The organism is Aeromicrobium sp. JP4, assembly GCF_054957925.1.
The window spans coordinates 3,389,603-3,408,140 of record NZ_CM143290.1 but is presented as its reverse complement, the minus strand read 5'-3'; the positions used below and the strand labels follow the sequence as shown (position 1 = coordinate 3,408,140).

Genomic DNA, 18,538 nt, shown 5'->3' with positions numbered 1-18,538 from the left:
GAGTGCCGGCGAGCGCAGCGAGACGGTGTATCGAGATCAGGCGATCAGGCGGTGCCGCCGAGGCGGCGCGATCCCACGGGGCGGCGCTGCGCGATGGTGAGCACCATCGACAGGTCCAGCTCGAACTCGTTGAGGGCGCGCGCCATGCCGCCGTGCTCCCCCAGCCCCGAGGGGTCCACGGTGAGCAGGTGCAGCATCGACGGGCCTCCGGGCTCGCGCACGCGCAGCTGGGTGCCGGGCCGCAGGCCCATGCTGGCCGGGAAGACGATCGCGATGTCGGAGGCGCCGAGCTCGCGGCCGGCCGCGATGAGGCCGATGGACAGCTCGTCGGCCAGGTCCTCGGTGTACTCCCGGGCGCAGACCGTGACGGCCACGAGCTCGGAGTCGGACTGCACCACCGTGTCGACCGCACCGGCGGTCGCGTTCACGTCGTTGAGGCGCCGCGCCCGCGAGCCGCGGTAGGCGGTGAAGCCGGCCTCCTTGGCGGCCCGTTCCGCCACCTCCTGGACGAAGTCGCCGAACAGCCTCTCGGTGCTCCACAGGAAGGCGCGGGTGGGACCGTCGGCCCGACCGCTGGTGCCGTTCTGCGGGCCCATCGAGAGCATGCGCGCCACGTCGAGCGCCTCGCTGAGGAAGCCGAACTGCGGCGTGAGCTGGAGCCCGTCCATGACCGACGGGGGCGGCAGGTCGCGCGAGGCCTCGGGGAAGAGGTCGGCGTACGCCCGCAGCTCGGACTCGAGCCACGGATGCTGCACGGCACCGGCCAGCTCGGCGCACGCCCACTTGAGCGCGGAGGTGACCGGGCCGTCGGCGACGAACTCGGAGAAGCGGCAGTCGACGCTGTACGGATCGACGACGCGGCGCCACATCCGGCCGGCGTCGACCTGACCGCGGATCGAGGGCGTGACGGCCGTGCGCTCGACGTAGGTGCGCGGCACCCCTTCGGACGACGCGCGGCCCATGGCGCCGGCCACGATCATGCCGAGCAGGTCGGACAGGCCCGCGTGGCGCGAGCCGCGATCGACCCGGGGCACCCACTCGAGGTGATGGACCGTGGTCAGCATCGTCAGCATGGAGACGCGCCAGCCCGGGTCGTGGCGCAGGACGTGGGGCATGATCTCGATCGTCGAGTCGCCGAGGGCGACGAAGCCTGCCACACCGCGGACCTGGATCGTGCCGGCCGCGTCGTCGATGACGAACGGCTCCTCGGCCAGGCCCAGTCGCGTGGCCAGCTCGGTCGATCGCAGCCGCAGCTCGTCGAGGTCGGCCGCGGTGCCCGCGAACGGCTGGGCGGGTCCGCCCTCGAGCAGGGTCTGTCCGGTCATCATCATCATCCACGCACCAGGAAGTCGAGAGCGATCGCGGTGTCCTCGTGGGACTGGCCCATCAAGGAGTCGACGGCCAGGGCACGGCCCGTCAGCGTCCGCGTACGGAAGGGGTAGTTCGGCGGAGCATTGCGCGAGTTCACGCGCAACAGGTCGGCCAGCTGGTCGGGGCGCGCGCCGAAGCGGTCCCGGATCTGCGGCCAGATGTCGTGGTCCCACACGCGCTGGAGGTCCTCCCAGCTCGTGATGTTCCACAGGTAGAGGTGACCGAGCTCGTAGTCCTGCCCGAGGCGCTCGGTGATCTCGTCGTTGAGGTAGCCCAGCAGCGCCACGGCGGCCGCCTGGGGAGTCCAGTGCTCCGCGTCGATGTCCGGGGCGGTGGCGATCTCGATGCTGACCCCCAGGTGCTGGGCCAGGAAGTCCAGGTCGGCGTAGGCGTCGATGCGCTCGAAGCGTCGGCCGATCGCCGAGTCCAGCGGGGCGACCGCACGGTCCACCGAGTTCATCGTGGCGAGGATGTTCACGTCGTACGGGAACGTCCACGGCTGGGGCAGCATGTAGGAGTCGCCCGAGATCATCCAGATCGGCTCGGTCACCGGGTCGCCGGTGGGGCTGCGCTGCACCTTCGGCAGGTTCACCGGGATCGCCGAGCGCGAGTCGCCGTCGCGGCCGCGACGGTAGGACGTGTCCATGAAGGTCATGAAGTCGCCGAGGATCTTCGGGACGTTGCCGCGGTTGATCTCGTCGATCACGAGCAGCGCCGAGCCGCGGCCCTGGCGGTCGAGGCGGATCGCGAGGTCGAGCAGGCGGCCCGCGAACGGAGCGAGGCGGATGCCCTCGCCGGTGGGGCGCAGGCCCACGACGAAGTCCTCGTAGCCGTAGTCCTGGTGGAAGGTGACCCAGTCGGTGATGACCGGGGGCGCGATCGGCGAGGCCTCGAACCCTGACGTGAACGGCTGGTCGATGCGGTGCGGGTCGATCTCGACGGCCTCGCCGCCGGTCCACGCGTCGTCGAGGATCTGGCGGACCTGGGCCACGGCGTGGGTCTTGCCGGTGGCGGGCGGACCGTAGACGAGCACGCTCTTGCGGTCGCGGAAGGCGTCGAGGATCTTGCGCGCGAGCGGGGTCAGTGTCTGCACCGATCCGCTGCCGACGGTGATGACGCCCGACTCCGAGCCGGTGAACAGGGGCTGGCAGGAGGACGGCCAGCCGGCGGGCAGGGAGGCTCCGGTCGTGTGCCCGGCGAAGTACTGGCCCGACTGGGTGCGCGCGACGTACACGTGCAGCCCGCCGAGCTCGGCCAGGACCGCCTTGGCGTCCTCGACCGAGGTGGGGATGCGCAGGTCCGGCCAGCCATGGAGGGGCAGCCAGGCGGGGTGGCGCTCGTGCCGCTCGTCGTTGCGGTTCTGGGCGTGGAGCTCGTACACGCCGTGCCGGCGGTGGGCCTTGAACACGAGCGGGGCCGACACGTCGGGGTCGCCGACGACGCGCGGCACGATGCGCACGTCCTGCCAGGCCTCCGGGGAGATGTTGCGGTCCAGGCCGACGAACTCCATGAGATCGGGGATCTGGCGGATCTCCAGGGTCGTCCGGCCACGGAGACCACGCGAGGACTTCTCCATCGTGTAGTAGTCCTCGGCGCCGATCTCGCGCCACCAGATGCGCTCCACCTTCATGCGTCCCGCCCTCCCCTCGTCCGCCGCTCCCGGCCCGGCTTTCGCCGTGTGACCGTGAGACGGCACCGCACCTGTCCCATGACGCGACTCTGGTCACATTTCTTCCATGCGTCACACGTGGGTGTCCTGCGTACGATGCGAGTGTGGGCTGGTTCACACGCGGTCGGCACCGCGAGCGCTACGTGGCGCTCGCCGTCCCCACCCTCGACGGGAGCACGTGGCCGGCTGCCGACCCCGCGGCCCGGACCGGGTTCGGCGCCGCGACGACGCACCGCCTGGGACTCGACGCGGCCTTCACGCCCGAGGCCCACGAGGTCGCGGACCTGCTGACCGCCCGCCTCCTGCCTCTGCTGGCCCTGGACGCCTCACCCGAGGACCTTCCGCACACCGTCGACCTGCTGCGCAGTGCCGCCCAGGCCGGCGCCGGGCTGGGCCTCGTGGACGCCCGCGATGCATCGCTCGGGCCCGAGCGGATGGGGGCCGACGTCGCCGGCGCCCTGGGCGAGGCCGAGCAGGACCTCCCGCCGATGCCCTCCGCCCTGAGGCGCCAGGCGCGCTTCCTGATGCACTCCGGCCACCACGTCGCGCGTCTCGGGCCCGAGGTCCTGCCCCGGCTCGAGGCGCAGCTCGCGGGCCCCGTCGACGTCGACTGATCGCCGCCGGTCCCCGCTCGGCCCACGAGGGACGACCGTTCGTCGCAGGATCCGGACGCTCGTCGCACGCGCGCCGCGCCCTGACCGCCGCTCTCCTGTGCCACCTCTAGCGTCGAGTGTGACCGCGATCACTGTGACGTCGGTCACGATGTCCCTTCACCGTGGAGGTGTTGCTGTGAGCAATCCGACCGAATCCGACTCGGCCCCCGGGCCGACCGACCGGGAGTCGGCGTACATCGCCGTCCTCGCGTCGCCTGAGTTCCAAGAGCTGAAGCGCAAGCACCGCAACTGGGTGATTCCCGCGACCGCTGCCGCCCTCGTCTTCTACTTCATCTACGTCTTCGCCTCGACGTACGCCGTGGACTTCATGAGCCAGAAGGTGTTCGGGAACATCAACGTCGGCCTCATCTTCGGGCTGCTGCAGTTCGTCGCCACGTTCGCCGTGACGATGGCGTACGTCCGCTACGCCGACCGCGAGCTGGACCCGCGCTCGTCGAAGATCCGTGCCGAGATGGAAGCCGAGGGCCTCGCATGATCACCTCCTCCCTGGCCTCGCTCGCGCAGGCCACCGAGACGGAGCAGGTCGGCAACACCGCCCTGAACATCGCCATCTTCGCGGCGTTCGTCGTGCTGACGCTGGTGTTCGTCATCCGGGCCAGCCGCACCAACAAGAGCACCTCGCAGATGTACACCGCCGGCGCGTCCTTCACGGGGCGTCAGAACGGCTTCGCCATCTCGGGCGACTACCTGTCGGCGGCCTCGTTCCTGGGCATCGCCGGGGCCATCGCCCTGACCGGCTACGACGGATTCCTCTACAGCATCGGCTTCCTGGTCGCGTGGGTCATCGCCCTGCTGCTGGTGGCCGAGCTGCTGCGCAACACCGGCCGCTTCACGATGGCCGACGTCCTGAGCTTCCGGATGCAGGAGCGGCCCGTCCGCACCGCCGCTGCGGTGTCGACGCTGGTCGTCTCCTTCTTCTACCTGCTCGCCCAGATGGCCGGCGCCGGTGGCCTCGTGGCCCTGCTGCTGAACATCAACGACTCCTTCGGACAGGCCCTCGTCATCGCCGGCGTCGGCGCGCTGATGATCGTCTACGTCCTCGTGGGCGGCATGAAGGGCACCACCTACGTGCAGATCATCAAGGCGATCCTGCTGATCGGCGCCGCGCTGCTGATGACCGTGTGGGTCCTGGCGCAGTACGGCTTCAACTTCTCCGACCTGCTCGGTGACGGCGCCGCCGCCGGTGCCGCCCTGGAGCCGGGCAAGAAGTACGGCATCGACGACATCAGCAAGATCGACTTCATCTCGCTGTCGATCGCCCTGGTGCTCGGCACCGCGGGCCTGCCGCACATCCTGATGCGCTTCTACACGGTGCCGACGGCCAAGGAGGCCCGCAAGTCCGTGGTCTGGGCGATCTGGCTGATCGGCCTGTTCTACCTGTTCACCCTGACCCTGGGCTACGGCGCCGCGGCGCTGGTCGGCCCCGAGCGGATCGCGGCGGCACCCGGCGCGGCCAACTCGGCGGCACCGTTGCTGGCCTACGAGCTGGGCGGCACCCTGCTGCTGGGCATCGTGTCGGCGGTGGCGTTCGCGACGATCCTCGCGGTGGTCGCCGGTCTGACGATCACGGCGTCGGCCTCGTTCGCGCACGACATCTACGCGAACGTGATCCACCGTGGCAACGCGCCGGACGGCCAGGAGGTGAAGGTCGCCCGCATCGCGGCCATCGTGATCGGCATCGTGGCGATCTTCGGCGGCATCGCGGCCAACGGTCAGAACATCGCCTTCCTGGTGGCGCTGGCGTTCGCGGTGGCGGCCTCGGCCAACCTGCCGACGATCCTCTACTCGCTGTTCTGGAAGCGGTTCAACACCCGCGGCTGCCTCTGGAGCATCTACGGCGGCCTGATCATCACCGTCGGGCTGATCATCTTCAGCCCCGCGGTGTCGGGCTCGGAGACCGCGATGTTCCCGGATCAGGACTGGTCGTGGTTCCCGCTGGCCAACCCCGGCCTGGTCTCGATCCCGGCCTCGTTCCTGCTCGGCATCCTGGGCACGCTCACCAGCAAGGAGCACCTGGAGTACAAGGCCGCCGAGATGGAGGTCCGCGCCCTCACCGGTGCGGGCGCGGAGGGCAAGGCGCTCGACCACTGATCGCCTGAGACAGCTGCACCGAGAAACGACGATGGGGCGGACCCGAGAGGCCGCCCCATCGTCGTTCTCGCGCGTCAGGAGCGCACGAGCCTGCGCGCCAGGTCGCGGTGCAGCGCCTCGACCTGGCGTTCGTCCAGCGGCCCGCCGGCGCGGAGCCGGCGCAGCGTCGAGCGGATCGACAGCACCCGCACCCCGTCGACCTCGAGCGGGCGCATCGGCAGCTCGCCCTCGACGAAGCAGTAGCTCGTGTGCACGGGCGTGTCCGGCAGCGGCCCCGTCGAGACGGCGGCCTGGAGGGCCTCCGCATGCTCGGCCATCTGCTCGGCCAGGCGCGTGTGGCGCACCCCGTCGATCTCGAAGGTGCTGCCGTCGCGACACGCGCGGACCTTCTTGCCCGGGTAGCACCGGGGCTCGATCAGGTGCACGCCGGTCGAGGTGACGGCAATGACCGGCAGGTCGCCGGTCTGGCCGGGGATGCGCCGGTGGAACAGGAACAGCACCCGGTCCCCGAACGCGTCGATGAGGATCGAGGCGAGGACGTCGGTGGCGTCCGCCCGCTCCGGGGACTGCTCCGGCACGTCGGCGGCATCGCCGCGGACCACGGTCAACCTGGGGCGCGACAGCGGGTCGACGCTGCGCACCGTCCTTCTGCTCATGCCCTTGAGACGCCCCTCGCGGCACCCCATGACGCGGTTTCGCGATCTTTGGTGCGAGCGGTCGGAGTTTCCCGTGCTCACGGGGGAATCCTGCACGGTCGCCCACGGTGTCGGACCGACACGGCAGACTGAGCCCGACATGACCTTCCACCTGCACCGCGCCGAGCGCACCGACGTGCTGGCCGACGGACTGGCCACCCTGCTGGCCGAGCCCACGGACGATCCGTTCGCCACCGAGCTCGTCGTGGTCGCGGCGCTCGGCACCGAGCGGTGGCTGTCCCAGCGCCTGAGCCATCGGCTGGGCGCGTCACCCGGCGGCGGCGACGGGGTCACCGCGGGCGTGCGGTTCGCGCGGCCGCACTCGATCGTCGCCGAGCTCGTGGGCGAGGACGAGCAGGACCCGTGGCGGCCCGACGCGCTGGTGTGGCGGGTGCTCGAGGTGATCGAGGCGGGCCTCGACGAGCCGTGGCTCGCCGCGGTCGCGCGACACCTCGGCCAGGGTCGGGCCGGGCTCGAGCGCGAGCTGCGCCGCGATCGCCGGCTGGGGGTCGCCCGCTCGCTCGCCGCGCGCCTGCATGCCTACGCGCGCCAGCGCCCCGCGATGACCGAGGCCTGGTCGGCCGGGCGCGACGAGGACGGCACCGGTGCGCCCCTGCCGGTCGACGTCCGTTGGCAGGCCGAGGTGTGGCGCCGCGTGCGGGCCCGGCTCGAGGCACCTTCGCCCGACGAGCGCATCGGCGCCACGATCGCCGCGCTGGCCGGCTCGCCGGAGGCGGTCGACCTGCCCTCCCGGGTGAACCTCTTCGGCCACAACCGGCTCCCCCTGGGCGAGCTTCGGGTGCTGGCGGCGCTGGCCGAGCACCGCGACGTGCACCTGTGGCTGCCGCACCCCTCCCCCGCGGCGTGGGACCGCCTCACCGACGCCGCCGGCATCGTCCCGCGCGACGCCGACGACACCGCCCAGCTGGTGCACAACCCCCTGCTGGCCGCCCTCGGCCGCGATGTCCGCGAGCTCCAGCGGTCCCTGGCCGCGGTGGCGCCGGGCGCCACCGTGCACCCTGCCCTGACCGTGGAGCGGCCGGGCACGCTGCTGGGCCGCCTCCAGGCCGACGTGGCGGCGGATCGCCCCGGCTCGGCCGGACCCGCTCCCTCTCCCGGCGACCGCACCGTCCAGGTGCACGCCTGCCACGGTCGCGCGCGCCAGGTCGACGTGCTCCGCGACGTCGTCGTGGGGCTGCTGCAGGACGACCCCTCGCTCGAGCCGCGCGACGTGCTCGTGATGGTTCCCGACATCGAGTCGTACGCGCCGTTGTTCCACGCGGCGTTCGGCCAGGCCGAGATCCTCGGCGACACGCCCCACCACCCCGGGCACCGGCTCCGGGTCATGCTCGCCGACCGCGCCGCGTCGCGCACCAATCCCCTCCTCGGCCTCACGGTCGCGGTGCTCGAGCTGGCCCGGCGCGGGCGCGCCACCAACGCCGAGGTGCTCGACCTGCTCGGTGCCGAGCCGGTCCGGCACCGCTTCGACCTCGACGACGACGCGATCGAGCGCATCGCCGGGTGGGTCGAGTCCAGCGCAGTCCGCTGGGGCTTCGACGGACCCCACCGCCAGCGGTTCGGCCTGCGGGTCGAGCAGAACACGTGGCGCACGGGCCTCGACCGCCTGGTCGCCGGGGTGGCTGCAACCGAGGACCCGGCCCGCCTCGTCGCCGAGGTGCTGCCGCTCGACGACGTGCCCAGCGGCGACGTCGACCTGGCCGGCCGCCTCGTCACGTTCCTCGACGGACTCGAGCGCGCCGTCGACGCGTTCGCCGGGAGCGCCACGATGGCGCAGTGGTCCGCACGGATCGACGCCATGCTCACCGACCTCGCCGACGTCCCGTTGCGCGACGCCTGGCAGCGCCAGCAGGTCGACCGCGAGCTCGAGCGCCTCGACGACGACACCACGGTCCTGCGCCCCGGGGAGGTCCTCACGATGGTGCGCGAGCGCTGGGCGGGGCGCCCCTCGCGAGCGAACTTCCGCACGGGCAGCCTCACGGTCTGCACGATGGTGCCGATGCGCTCGGTGCCGCACCGGGTGGTGTGCCTCGTCGGCCTCGACGACGGCACCTTCCCCCGTGCCACCCACGTCGACGGCGACGACGCACTGGCCCGCCGGCCGCTCACCGGCGAGCGCGACGCGCGCGCCGAGGACCGCCAGCTCCTGCTCGACGCGGTGATGTCGGCCACCGAGACACTCGTCGTCACCTACACCGGCGCCGACGAGCACCGCGGCCAAGCACGCCCGCCGGCCGTCCCGCTGGGCGAGCTGCTCGACCAGGTCCGCCGCACCGCCGGCGACGTCGACGTGGTCACGCATCACCCGCTGCAGCCGTTCGACCCGCGGAACCTGCGCCCGGGTGCGGTCACCGGCGATCCACGGCCCTTCAGCTTCGATCCCGCCGCCTTGGCCGGGGCCCGCGCCAGCCTGCGGCCGCGGCTGGAGCCCTCGCCCTTCCTGCCCGATCCGCTGCCGGCCCCGCCGCGCGAGGACCTGGCGCTGGCCGACCTCATCGCCTTCGTGCAGAACCCGGTGCGGGGGTTCTGGCGGCAGCGGCTCGACGTCCTCCTGCGCGGCGAGGAGCAGCTCCTCGACGAGGACCTGCCGATCACGCTCGACGGGCTCGAGCGCTGGCGGATCGGACAGCGCCTCCTCGACGACGCGGTCCGGGGCGTGGCGCCGGCCGACGCGTGGTCGGCGGTCTGGCGCGCCGGGATGATGCCGCCCGGTCGCCTCGGCGAGGCCGTCGGCAACGATGTCGGCACGCGCGTCGCCACGCTCGTCGGAGGCACCACGGCGCTGCGCGCGGGCGACGCCGAGTCCGTCGACATCGACGTCGCCCTGCCCGACGGCCGCCGCCTCACCGGCACGGTCGAGGGCGTGCACGAGGACCGTCTCGTGACCGTCTCCTACTCCACCGTCCACGGCCGGCACCGCCTGCGCGACTGGGTGCGGCTGCTGGCCCTGGGCCTCCAGCGACCCGAGGTCCCCTGGGTCGCCCACCTCGCCGGCAAGGTCGGGCGCGGCACCGCCCAGGTCGTCACGCGCTCGCCCGCCAGCCGCGACGAGGCGCTCGGCCTGCTCGCCGATCTCGTCGACCTGCGCGACGACGGCCTGCAGCGTCCGCTGCCGCTTCCCGTCGAGCTCGCCCGCCTGTTCGCGTTCCAGCAGCGGGCGCGCGGACCCCAGGCCGCGGCGCGCATCGCCGCCCGCGAGTGGCAGCGCGAGGCCAAGGCGTTCGGACCGCCCGCCGACCGCGACGCCGAGGAGATCGTGCGCGTCTGGGGACCCAAGGCACCGTTCGAGACCCTCGTCGCCGGCGGGTTCACCACGCTGGCCGCCCGGCTGTGGGACGGCGCGCTCGACCACCAGCAGGAGGCCCAGCTGTGAGCGACCTGCCCCTGACGGCGCCCGAGCTGAGCGCGTTCGACATCACCGACCCGCTGCCGCAGCGCACCACCCTGCTCGAGGCCAGCGCCGGCACCGGGAAGACCTGGACGATCGGCGCGCTCGTGGCCCGGTACGTCGCCGAGGGCGTCGTCACCCTGCCCGAGCTGCTCGTGATCACCTTCGGTCGTGCGGCCAGTCGCGAGATGCGCGAGCGGGTACGCGACCAGCTCGTCTCGGCCGAGGCCGCGCTCGGCGACCCGGCCGCCCATCGCGCGGGCGACGACCCCCTCCTGCGCCTCCTGGTCGACGTGCCGGAGACCGAGCTCGCCGCTCGTCGGGCCCGGCTGCGCGCGGCGCTGGCCGACTTCGACGGCGCCACCATCGCCACCACCCACCAGTTCTGCCAGACCGTGCTGCGCAGCCTCGGCACCGCCGGCGACTCCGACGGGTCCGCCGAGCTGACCGACGACCTCACCGAGCTGGTCGACCAGATCGTCGACGACCTCTACGTGGCCAAGTACGCGAACGAGGACGGTCCCGCGCTATCGCACGGCCAGGCCCGGACGCTGGCCCACGCGGTCGTCGCCGATCCCCACGCCGCGCTCGTGCCCGCCGAGGCGGACCCCGACTCGCCGGCCGGGGTCCGGGTGCGGTTCGCCCACGCCGTCCGACGCCGCCTCGACCAGCGCAAGCGCGAGCTCGGCCTGCTCGACTACGACGACCTGCTGCGGCGGCTCGAGAGCGTCCTGGAGGACCCCGACTCCCCCGCCCGCACGCTCATGCGGAACCGCTGGCGCGTCGTCCTGGTCGACGAGTTCCAGGACACCGACCCCGTGCAGTGGAACGTGCTCGACCGGGCCTTCAGCGGCGTGGCCACGCTCGTGCTGATCGGTGACCCGAAGCAGGCGATCTACGCCTTCCGCGGCGGCGACGTCCAGACCTACCTGCGCGCGGCCGCCACCGCCACCGAGCGCCGCACCCTGCCGGTCAACTGGCGCAGCGACGCTCCGCTGGTCGACGCGCTCGGCGCCACCTTCGCTGGGGCACAGCTGGGGCACCCCGACATCGCCGTCCGTCCCGTGCGGGCCCGGCACGACGGCAGCCGCCTGGCGGGACTGCCCCACCCGGCCGCCTTCCGCCTGCGCGTCCTCGACCGCGAGGACTACGAGGACTCCCAGGACCTCCCGGTCGCCCTCGCGCGCCAGCGGATCGTCGAGGACCTCGCGGTCGACGTCGCCGAGACGCTGGCGTCCGGCGCCACCTACGACACGGGCTCCGAGGTCAGGCCGGTGGCCGCCGGCGACATCGCGGTCCTGGTCGCCACGGGCGTCGAGGCCGACCTCGTCCGGCGCACGTTCGCCCGTCACGGCATCCCCGCGGTCCTCGGCGGTGGCAGCAACGTCCTGGTCAGCCAGGCCGCCGACGACTGGCTCACGCTCCTCGAGGCGATGGAGTCCCCGCAGCGGTCCGGCCTCGTCCGCGCGGCCGCCCTCACCGACCTGCTCGGGCACGACGCCACCAGCCTCGTGGCCGGCGGCGACCGGCTCACCGACGCCATCGCCACGCGCGTGCGCGACCTGGCCGACCTGCTGGGCACGCGCGGCGTGGCGGCGGTGGTGGAGTCCCTCACCGACGAGGTCTTCGCCGCGCGCATCCTGGCCCGGCCCGACGGCTACCGCCGGATGACCGACCTGCGCCACGTGGCCCACCTGCTCCACGAGGTGGCGCTGCGCGAGCGGCTCGGCCTGTCGGGGCTCGTCCAGTGGCTGCGACGCCGGCGCACCGAGGCCGGCGAGTCGCCCGAGCTCACCCGCCGCCTCGACAGCGATGCCAAGGCCGTCCAGGTGCTCACGATCCACGCCAGCAAGGGCCTGGAGTTCCCGATCGTCCACCTGCCGTTCCTGTTCAACCGGTGGCGCCCCGACCGCGACGAGCGCCCGCGCTTCCACGACGCCTCCGGCAGCAGGTTCCTCGACGTCGGCGGGCCGGGTCACGCCGACTTCGCCGCCCACTCGCGTGCCGCCCAGGCCGAGGACGCGGGCGAGGTCCTGCGACTCGCGTACGTGGCGATGACCCGCGCGAAGTCCCAGCTCGTGGCGTGGTGGGCGCCCACCCGCGACGCGCGCAACTCCGGCCTGCACCGCCTCCTCTTCCGGCCCGACCCCGCCCGCCCGGAGGTCCCCGACGAGGTCACGACCCCCGACGACCCCACGGCCTGGTCGGTGCTGCGTGGCTGGAGCGAGCGGGGTGGCCCCGTGCTGGAGCGCGTCGCCGAGCGCACGAGTCCCGTGCCCCCGGCGCCCGGCGAGACCGCCGATCTCGGCGTGCGCACGTTCGACCGCGACCTCGACCTGGCGTGGCGACGCACCTCCTACTCCGGGCTGATCCGCGCGGAGCAGGAGTCCACGCCGCACGTCGGCAGCGAGACCGAGGCCGAGGGCACCACCGACGAGTCCGAGACCCTCGTCGTCGCGGAGGTCGGACCCGACGAGCGGCTCTCGCCGATGGCCGACCTGCCGAAGGGCGCCACGTTCGGCAGCCTCGTGCACGCCGTGCTGGAGGAGGTCGACGTCGCGGCACCCGACCGGCGCGTCGAGCTCGAGCTCCGGATCCGCGAGCAGCTCGCGCTGTGGCCCGTCGAGGTCGACGTCGACGCCGCCGTGGCCGCGTTCGAGGCCGTCCTCACCACGCCGCTGGGCCCGCTGGCCGACGACCTCGACCTGGCCACTGTGCTCGCCGAGCGGCAGTTCAAGGAGCTCGACTTCGAGATCCCGATGGGTGGCGGCGACCACCCCGGCGCCACGATGGGTCGCCTCGCCGACCTGGCCGACCTGATCGAGCAGCACCTGCCGGCCGGTGACCCGATCCGGCCGTTCGCCGACCGCCTGCGCTCCCCGGCGCTGGCCGAGCAGTCGCTGCGCGGCTACCTCACCGGCTCCATCGACCTGGCCCTGCGGCTGCCGTCGGGCCGCTTCCTCGTGGTGGACCACAAGACGAACTGGCTCGGCGCCCCCGACGCACCGCTCACGATCGGCGGGTACCGGCCCGACGCCCTCGCCGAGGCGATGAACTCGGGCACCTACCCGCTGCAGGCCCTGCTGTACGCCGTCGTGCTGCACCGGTTCCTGCGGTGGCGCGTGCGCGGCTACGCACCCGAGGAGCACCTCGGCGGCGTCCTCTACCTCTACGTGCGCGGCATGGCGGGACCCGACACCCCGCGGCACGAGGGCGTTCCGTACGGGGTGTTCTCGTGGCAGCCGCCCACCGCGCTGGTGATCGCGCTGTCCGACCTGCTCGACGGAACCCGCCCGGAGGCCGCACGATGACCCCGCACGCCACGATCGACGACTTCGTCGCCGCTGAGGTCCTCACCACCGGCGACGCGCTGATGACCGCACGCCTCGGGCGGATCACCGGCGAGTCCGCTCCCCTGCCGCTGCTCGCCCTCGCGTTCGCGCTGCGGGCCGTCCGCCACGGCTCGACGTGCTTCGACCCACGCCAGGACCCCGAGGTCCCCGGCCTCGCCTGGCCCGAGGCCGACGCGTGGCTCGAGGCCGTCGGCACGAGCCGACTCGGCCGCGTGCTCGTCGTCGAGCACGACCTGCTCTACCTCGACCGCTACCGCGAGCTCGAGGTCGCCCTGTGCGACGACCTCGCGGCCCGCGCGGCCACGACGCCCCCGGCACTCGACGAGCAGCGGCTCACCGCCGATCTCGACCGGCTCTTCCCGGGCGACGAGCACCTCGACCAGCGGGCCGCGGCCGAGCGGGCGGCCCGCGTGGGGACGATCGTGCTCACCGGCGGGCCCGGGACCGGCAAGACGACCACGGTCGCCGGCGTGCTGGCGATCCTCCAGGCCCAGTCGCTGGCCACGCGCGGGCGACCGCTGCGCGTGGCGCTCACGGCGCCCACCGGCAAGGCGGCCGCCCGCATGCGCGAGGCGGTCGTGGCCACCGCCGCGCGCCTCGCCCTCACCGACGACGAGCGTGCGTGGCTCACCGGCCTGCCGTCGTCCACGATGCACCGCCTGCTCGGCTGGCGCCACGACAACCACACGCGGTTCCGCCACGACCGCACCCGGCGGCTGCCCCACGACGTGGTGGTGGTCGACGAGACCTCGATGGCGTCCCTGGAGCACGTGGCCCGGCTGCTGGAGGCGCTGCGCCCGGACACCCGCCTGATCCTGGTGGGCGACGCCGACCAGCTGGCCTCGGTCGAGGCGGGCGCGGTGCTGCACGACGTGGTCGCCGGCTGGTCCTCCGAGCACGTCGTCCGGCTCACCCGCAGCCACCGCTTCGGTGCGGGCATCGGCCGCCTGGCCGCCGCGGTCCGCGACGGCGACGCCGACACGGCCGTCGATCTCCTGACCGCCGGGGAGCCGTCGATCCGCCTCGTCGACCCCGCCCGCGCCCACGCCGAGCTCGAGTCCACCCTGCTGCCCCTGGCCCGCGACCTCGTCGCCGCCGGACGGGCAGGCGACGAGAGCACGGCCCTCGCCCGGCTGGCCCGCGACCGCCTGCTGTGCGCGCACCGCGACGGTCCGCACGGGGCCACCACCTGGAACGACCACGTCACCGCCTGGCTTCGTCCCGAGGTGGGCTACGACGAGTGGTACCCGGGCCGTCCGGTGCTGGTCACCCGCAACGACGCCCCGCTCGCGGTGTTCAACGGCGACGCCGGCGTGGTCGTGGCCCGCGAAGAGCACGTGCAGGTGGCGCTCGACGGCGATCCCGTGCGCGAGCTGGCCACCTCACGCCTGCCCGACGTGCAGACCGGCTACGCGATGACGATCCACCGCAGCCAGGGCAGCGAGTTCGACCATGTCACGGTCCTGCTGCCGGGAGCCGAGTCGCGCGCCATGACGCGCGAGCTGCTCTACACCGCCATCACGCGGGCCGTCGCCGGTGTGACCGTCATCGGCACCCCCGAGGACATCCGGACGGCGATCGGGCGGCGAGTCGCCCGATCCAGTGGGATCGCGGAGCGACTCGCCGCCCGTTCGGCGGTGCGCTGAGTCAGCGCTCGGCGCCGGTCATCGCCTCGGCGGCGTCGAGCGTCTGCTCGCCGAACGACTCGTCCTTCCTGGCCGCCTCGATCGTGTGACGCAGCGGCTTCTCGTGCACGAACCACAGCACCGCGGCCGACACGAGGGTCAGCGGCGCGAGCCACAGGAAGATCGGCATGAGCGCCTCGTTGTAGGCGCCCACCACGATGTCGTGGATCTCCTGCGGGAGCTGGGCCACCGAGTCGGGCGTCAGCGACGACGACCCGCCGCCGGCCGCCGGCAGCTTCGTGCTGAGCGACTCCGTCAGGCGCGACGTGAAGATCGAGCCGACCGCCGCGGCACCCAGGGTGCCGCCGACCTGGCGGAAGAAGTTGTTCGCGGCGGTCGCCGTGCCGACGATGCGGTGCGAGAACGAGTTCTGCACGATCAGCGTGAGGACCTGCATGCCCAAGCCGATCCCGATGCCGAGCACGAGCAGCGAGCCCTCGATCACCCAGCGGGAGTCGCCGATGTCGATCGTCGAGAGCAGGAACAGGCCCAGGCCGGTGACGAGCGCGCCCGCGATCGGGTACCAGCGGTAGCGACCGGTGCGGCTCACGGCCTGCCCGACCGTGATCGACGTGACGAGCATGCCGCCCATCATCGGGATCATCATGAGACCGGCGTGGGTGGCATCGACGCCGACCGACATCTGCAGGTAGGTCGGCAGGTAGGACAGCGAGCCGAACATCGCGACGCCCAGGATGATGACGCCGACGGTGGTGAGGTTGAAGTTGCGATCGCGGAACAGCGCCAGCGGCATGACCGGCTCCTCGGCGCGGCGCTCCACGAGCACGAACGCGATGGCGGCGACGACCGTCGTCACGGCCAGGCTGATGATCTGAGGGCTGTTCCAGTCGTACTGGTGGCCGCCCCAGGTCGCTCCGAGGATGAGGGCGCTGGTGGCGACGGCGAGCAGCGCCATGCCCAGGTAGTCGACGCGGGTGCGGGCACGCTCGACGGCGGGGATGTGCAGGAGCATCACGACGGCGGCGAACGCCAGCACGCCCAGCGGCACGTTGATCCAGAAGGTCCAGCGCCAGCCGGGGCCCTCGGTGAACCAGCCGCCGAGCAGCGGGCCCGCGACCGACGACAGGCCGAACACGGCGCCGAGGATGCCCATGTACTTGCCGCGGTCGCGCGCGGGCACGACGTCGGCGATGGCGGCCTGCGAGAGCACCATGAGGCCGCCGCCGCCCAGACCCTGCACCGCGCGGCCGGCGATCAGGACGGTCATGTCCTGGGCCAGCGCACCGACGAGGGAGCCGATGGTGAACAGGACGATCGCGAGCAGCAGCATCGGCTTGCGGCCGAGCCGGTCGCCGAGTCGGCCGTAGATCGGCATCGTGACCGTCATGCCCAGCAGGTAGGCCGTCATGACCCAGGCGATGTGGTCGGCACCGTCGAGGGAGCCGACGATGGTCGGCAGGGCGGTCGACAGGACCGTCTGGCTCAGGGATGCCAACAGCATCACGAGCATGAGCGCGGCGAAGACGAGCCGGACGGTCCGCTTCTGGTGGGGATCGGTGATGGTGGTGCTCATAGCGTGGTGGAGGTGACCTTTCGGAAGGTGGCGATGGCCGTCTCGAGGGCGGCGGCGCGGTGCGTGTTGAAGTGGTCGGGGTCGGTCGTCCACGCGAGCGTGACGACGGCTCCGGCCAGCAGGATCAGGGCGCGAGACTCGTGCAGGTCGGTCGGCAGCCTCTCGATGCCGAGCCACGGCGTGTCCACGTCCTCGACGAGGCGCGCCGCGACGTGCTTGCGGCTGTCGGTGAACACCTGGGTGAGCCGGGTGCGCAGGCGGGGGTTCGCGGCGGCCAGCCGGCGGCGCTGCACCAGGTCGACGCCGGGGCCGATCGTGCTGGCGGCGACGTCGGCGACGAGGTGACTCACGCGCAGGACCGGGGTCATGCCCGCGTTCTCACGGAAGGCCGCGAGCGTCTCCTCGCTGACCGACGGCGGACGGACGCCGATGATGGCGTCCTCCTTGGACTCGAAGTAGTTGAAGAACGTCCGCGGCGAGATCCCGGCCTCGGCGGCGATCTGCGCGACGGTCACCGCGTCGGGGCCCGACTCGAGGGCGGCCGACGCGGCAGCGTGGTGGATCGCCGTCCAGGTCTGGCGCTGGCGTTCGGCCACGAGCGGGCTGACGACTAAGGATTGCACAACTGCATCCTATGCACTTGTGCACCCGTTGCACCACTGCAAACCTACTGTAACTCAGGGTTGCGCCTGTGCATTCGGTCACTTACGGTCGAGGGGTCTCGTGCACGCCCCCGCCGCCGAGACGGGCCCCGGGCCCTGTGCAGCCCGGGGCCCACGGCGGCTCAGCGCAGGTCGCCGAGCTCCGAGCGGTCCACCGTCGTGCCCACCATCTGGCGCAGCGTGTCGCTGACGTCCCAGATCCCCACGTTCATGCCCGCGGTCACGCGGGACTCGTCGTCGAGCCAGTAGGCGATGAACTCGTTGGCCGCGAGGTCGCCGCGGATCTCCACCGCGTCCTTCGGTCCCGGGCGCCCGACGTACTCCATCGAGAACTCGAACTGGTCGGTGTAGAAGTACGGGAGCCAGTCGTGCACGGTGTCGCGACCCAGCAGCACGTCGGCGACGGCCCTCCCCTGACGGATCGCGTTGTCCCAGTGCTCGACCCGGAGCCGGTCCTCCAGGGTGACGTTCCACGCGCTGGCGGCGTCGCCGATCGCCAGCACCCGCTCGTCCTGGGTCTGGAACCGCTCGTCCACGACGATCCCGTCGTCCACCTCGAGCCCGGAGTCCTCGGCCAGCGCCACCGACGGCATCGCGCCGATCGCCACGAGCACATGATCGGCGTCGATCGTCTCGTCCGACGTGCGCACGCCGACCGGTCCGTCGGCGCCGACGAGCACCTCCTCGACCGAGACGCCGGTCCGCAGGTCGACGCCGTGCGAGCGGTGCAGCTCCGCTACATGGGTGGCCAGCTCGTCGCCGAGCACCTTCTGCAGCGGCAGGTCGTCGCGCTCGAGCACGGTGACCCGGACGTCGTGGCTCCGCGCGGCCGCGGCGACCTCGAGGCCGATCCAGCCCGCACCGACGATCACCAGGTGGCCGCCGGAGCCGATCGCCTCCAGCACCCGGTCCTTGTCCTCGAGGGTGCGCAGGTACAGCGCCCGGTCGGCGCCCGGCAGGTCGGGGACGCGCGGCTCCGCGCCGGTGGCCAGCACCACGAGGTCGTAGTCGAGCCACTCCCCCGAGTCCAGCCGGATCCGCCCGGCCTCGCGGTCGAGCTCGGCCGCTCGCGCCCCGGTCAGCAGGCGAACGTCGTTCTCCCCCCACCACTCCTCGTCCAGCACCGTCGGGTCGGTGTCCTTGCCCAGCAGGAGGTCCTTCGACAACGGCGGCCGCTCGTACGGCGCACGGTCCTCCGCCCCGACGACGGTCACCGATCCCTCGTAGCCCTCCTCCCGCAGTCGCTCGACCGCTTTGGCGGCTGCCAGTCCTGCTCCGACGATCACGAGTCGCTCCATGGCCCCATCGTCCGCTGGTCCTGCGCGGATGCAACCCCGGACGCACGAAGCGGCGTGCCGCTGGTCCTGCGCGGATGCAACCCCGGACGCACGAAAGCGG

General features: G+C 72.9%; 12 protein-coding genes. 6 read left to right on the top strand and 6 right to left on the bottom strand.

Going from position 1 to position 18,538, the window contains the following annotated elements; genetic code table 11:
* Positions 1 to 44: 44 nt before the first annotated feature.
* A complete protein-coding gene (locus tag ACY1JX_RS16785) occupies positions 45 to 1,325 on the bottom strand; it encodes a 5-methylcytosine restriction system specificity protein McrC (protein ID WP_462564678.1) in 1,281 nt (426 codons plus the stop codon).
* A 5-nt stretch (positions 1,326 to 1,330) separates the two neighbouring features.
* Positions 1,331 to 3,001: an AAA family ATPase gene (locus ACY1JX_RS16780; RefSeq protein WP_462564677.1), complete on the bottom strand. Its 1,671-nt coding sequence runs from the start codon at positions 2,999 to 3,001 to the stop codon at positions 1,331 to 1,333.
* Positions 3,002 to 3,144: 143 nt separating this feature from the next.
* Here ACY1JX_RS16780 and ACY1JX_RS16775 point away from each other — a divergent pair, with 143 nt between their 5' ends.
* The 3 genes from ACY1JX_RS16775 (at position 3,145) to ACY1JX_RS16765 (ending at position 5,805) form a co-directional block, all read left to right on the top strand.
* Positions 3,145 to 3,654, top strand: coding sequence for a hypothetical protein (locus tag ACY1JX_RS16775; protein WP_462564676.1), 510 nt, complete (start codon positions 3,145 to 3,147; stop codon positions 3,652 to 3,654).
* Between the two features lie 175 nt (positions 3,655 to 3,829).
* Positions 3,830 to 4,189, top strand: a complete 360-nt coding sequence (locus ACY1JX_RS16770) for a DUF485 domain-containing protein (protein ID WP_286928292.1) — start codon at positions 3,830 to 3,832, stop codon at positions 4,187 to 4,189.
* A complete protein-coding gene (locus tag ACY1JX_RS16765; RefSeq protein ID WP_181756075.1) occupies positions 4,186 to 5,805 on the top strand; it encodes a solute symporter family protein in 1,620 nt (539 codons plus the stop codon). The genes ACY1JX_RS16770 and ACY1JX_RS16765 overlap by 4 nt, the downstream gene beginning before the upstream one ends.
* A 74-nt stretch (positions 5,806 to 5,879) precedes the next feature.
* Here ACY1JX_RS16765 and ACY1JX_RS16760 read toward each other — a convergent pair whose 3' ends face one another.
* Positions 5,880 to 6,461 carry a hypothetical protein gene (locus ACY1JX_RS16760; RefSeq protein WP_462564675.1) on the bottom strand — a complete coding sequence of 194 codons (582 nt, stop codon included), beginning with the start codon at positions 6,459 to 6,461 and terminating at the stop codon, positions 5,880 to 5,882.
* Positions 6,462 to 6,600: 139 nt separating this feature from the next.
* On the opposite strand from ACY1JX_RS16760, the gene recC reads away from it, so the two are divergent.
* The 3 genes from recC to recD are packed head-to-tail and all read left to right on the top strand — an operon-like array spanning position 6,601 to position 14,905.
* Positions 6,601 to 9,891, top strand: a complete 3,291-nt coding sequence (gene recC / locus ACY1JX_RS16755; RefSeq protein WP_462564674.1) for an exodeoxyribonuclease V subunit gamma — start codon at positions 6,601 to 6,603, stop codon at positions 9,889 to 9,891.
* The gene (locus tag ACY1JX_RS16750) at positions 9,888 to 13,217 is read left to right on the top strand and encodes a UvrD-helicase domain-containing protein (RefSeq protein WP_462564673.1); all 3,330 of its coding nucleotides are present in this window, start codon (positions 9,888 to 9,890) and stop codon (positions 13,215 to 13,217) included. The genes recC and ACY1JX_RS16750 overlap by 4 nt, the downstream gene beginning before the upstream one ends.
* Entirely contained in the window at positions 13,214 to 14,905 is a 1,692-nt protein-coding gene (recD, locus tag ACY1JX_RS16745) for an exodeoxyribonuclease V subunit alpha (RefSeq protein ID WP_286928282.1), read from the top strand. The genes ACY1JX_RS16750 and recD overlap by 4 nt, the downstream gene beginning before the upstream one ends.
* A 1-nt stretch (position 14,906) precedes the next feature.
* On the opposite strand, the gene ACY1JX_RS16740 is transcribed toward recD, so the two are convergent.
* The 3 genes from ACY1JX_RS16740 to ACY1JX_RS16730 all read right to left on the bottom strand — a co-directional run bounded on the left by ACY1JX_RS16740 (position 14,907) and on the right by ACY1JX_RS16730 (position 18,438).
* Complete coding sequence (locus ACY1JX_RS16740) at positions 14,907 to 16,478, bottom strand: MDR family MFS transporter (protein WP_462564672.1); 1,572 nt, start codon at positions 16,476 to 16,478, stop codon at positions 14,907 to 14,909.
* Complete coding sequence (locus ACY1JX_RS16735) at positions 16,475 to 17,101, bottom strand: TetR/AcrR family transcriptional regulator (RefSeq protein ID WP_462564671.1); 627 nt, start codon at positions 17,099 to 17,101, stop codon at positions 16,475 to 16,477. Before ACY1JX_RS16735 ends, ACY1JX_RS16740 begins: the two co-directional genes overlap by 4 nt.
* A 161-nt stretch (positions 17,102 to 17,262) precedes the next feature.
* Entirely contained in the window at positions 17,263 to 18,438 is a 1,176-nt protein-coding gene (locus tag ACY1JX_RS16730; RefSeq protein ID WP_462564670.1) for an NAD(P)/FAD-dependent oxidoreductase, read from the bottom strand.
* Positions 18,439 to 18,538 lie beyond the last annotated feature (100 nt).

Excerpts from the sequence above, each read along its gene's own strand:
- ACY1JX_RS16785 (WP_462564678.1), bottom strand. The coding sequence starts at position 1,325 with ATGACCGGACAGACCCTGCTCGAGGGCGGACCCGCCCAGCCGTTCGCG.
- ACY1JX_RS16780 (WP_462564677.1), bottom strand. The coding sequence starts at position 3,001 with ATGAAGGTGGAGCGCATCTGGTGGCGCGAGATCGGCGCCGAGGACTAC.
- ACY1JX_RS16765 (WP_181756075.1), top strand. The coding sequence starts at position 4,186 with ATGATCACCTCCTCCCTGGCCTCGCTCGCGCAGGCCACCGAGACGGAG.
- ACY1JX_RS16760 (WP_462564675.1), bottom strand. The coding sequence starts at position 6,461 with ATGAGCAGAAGGACGGTGCGCAGCGTCGACCCGCTGTCGCGCCCCAGG.
- recC (WP_462564674.1), top strand. The coding sequence starts at position 6,601 with ATGACCTTCCACCTGCACCGCGCCGAGCGCACCGACGTGCTGGCCGAC.
- recD (WP_286928282.1), top strand. The coding sequence starts at position 13,214 with ATGACCCCGCACGCCACGATCGACGACTTCGTCGCCGCTGAGGTCCTC.
- ACY1JX_RS16740 (WP_462564672.1), bottom strand. The coding sequence starts at position 16,478 with ATGAGCACCACCATCACCGATCCCCACCAGAAGCGGACCGTCCGGCTC.
- ACY1JX_RS16730 (WP_462564670.1), bottom strand. The coding sequence starts at position 18,438 with ATGGAGCGACTCGTGATCGTCGGAGCAGGACTGGCAGCCGCCAAAGCG.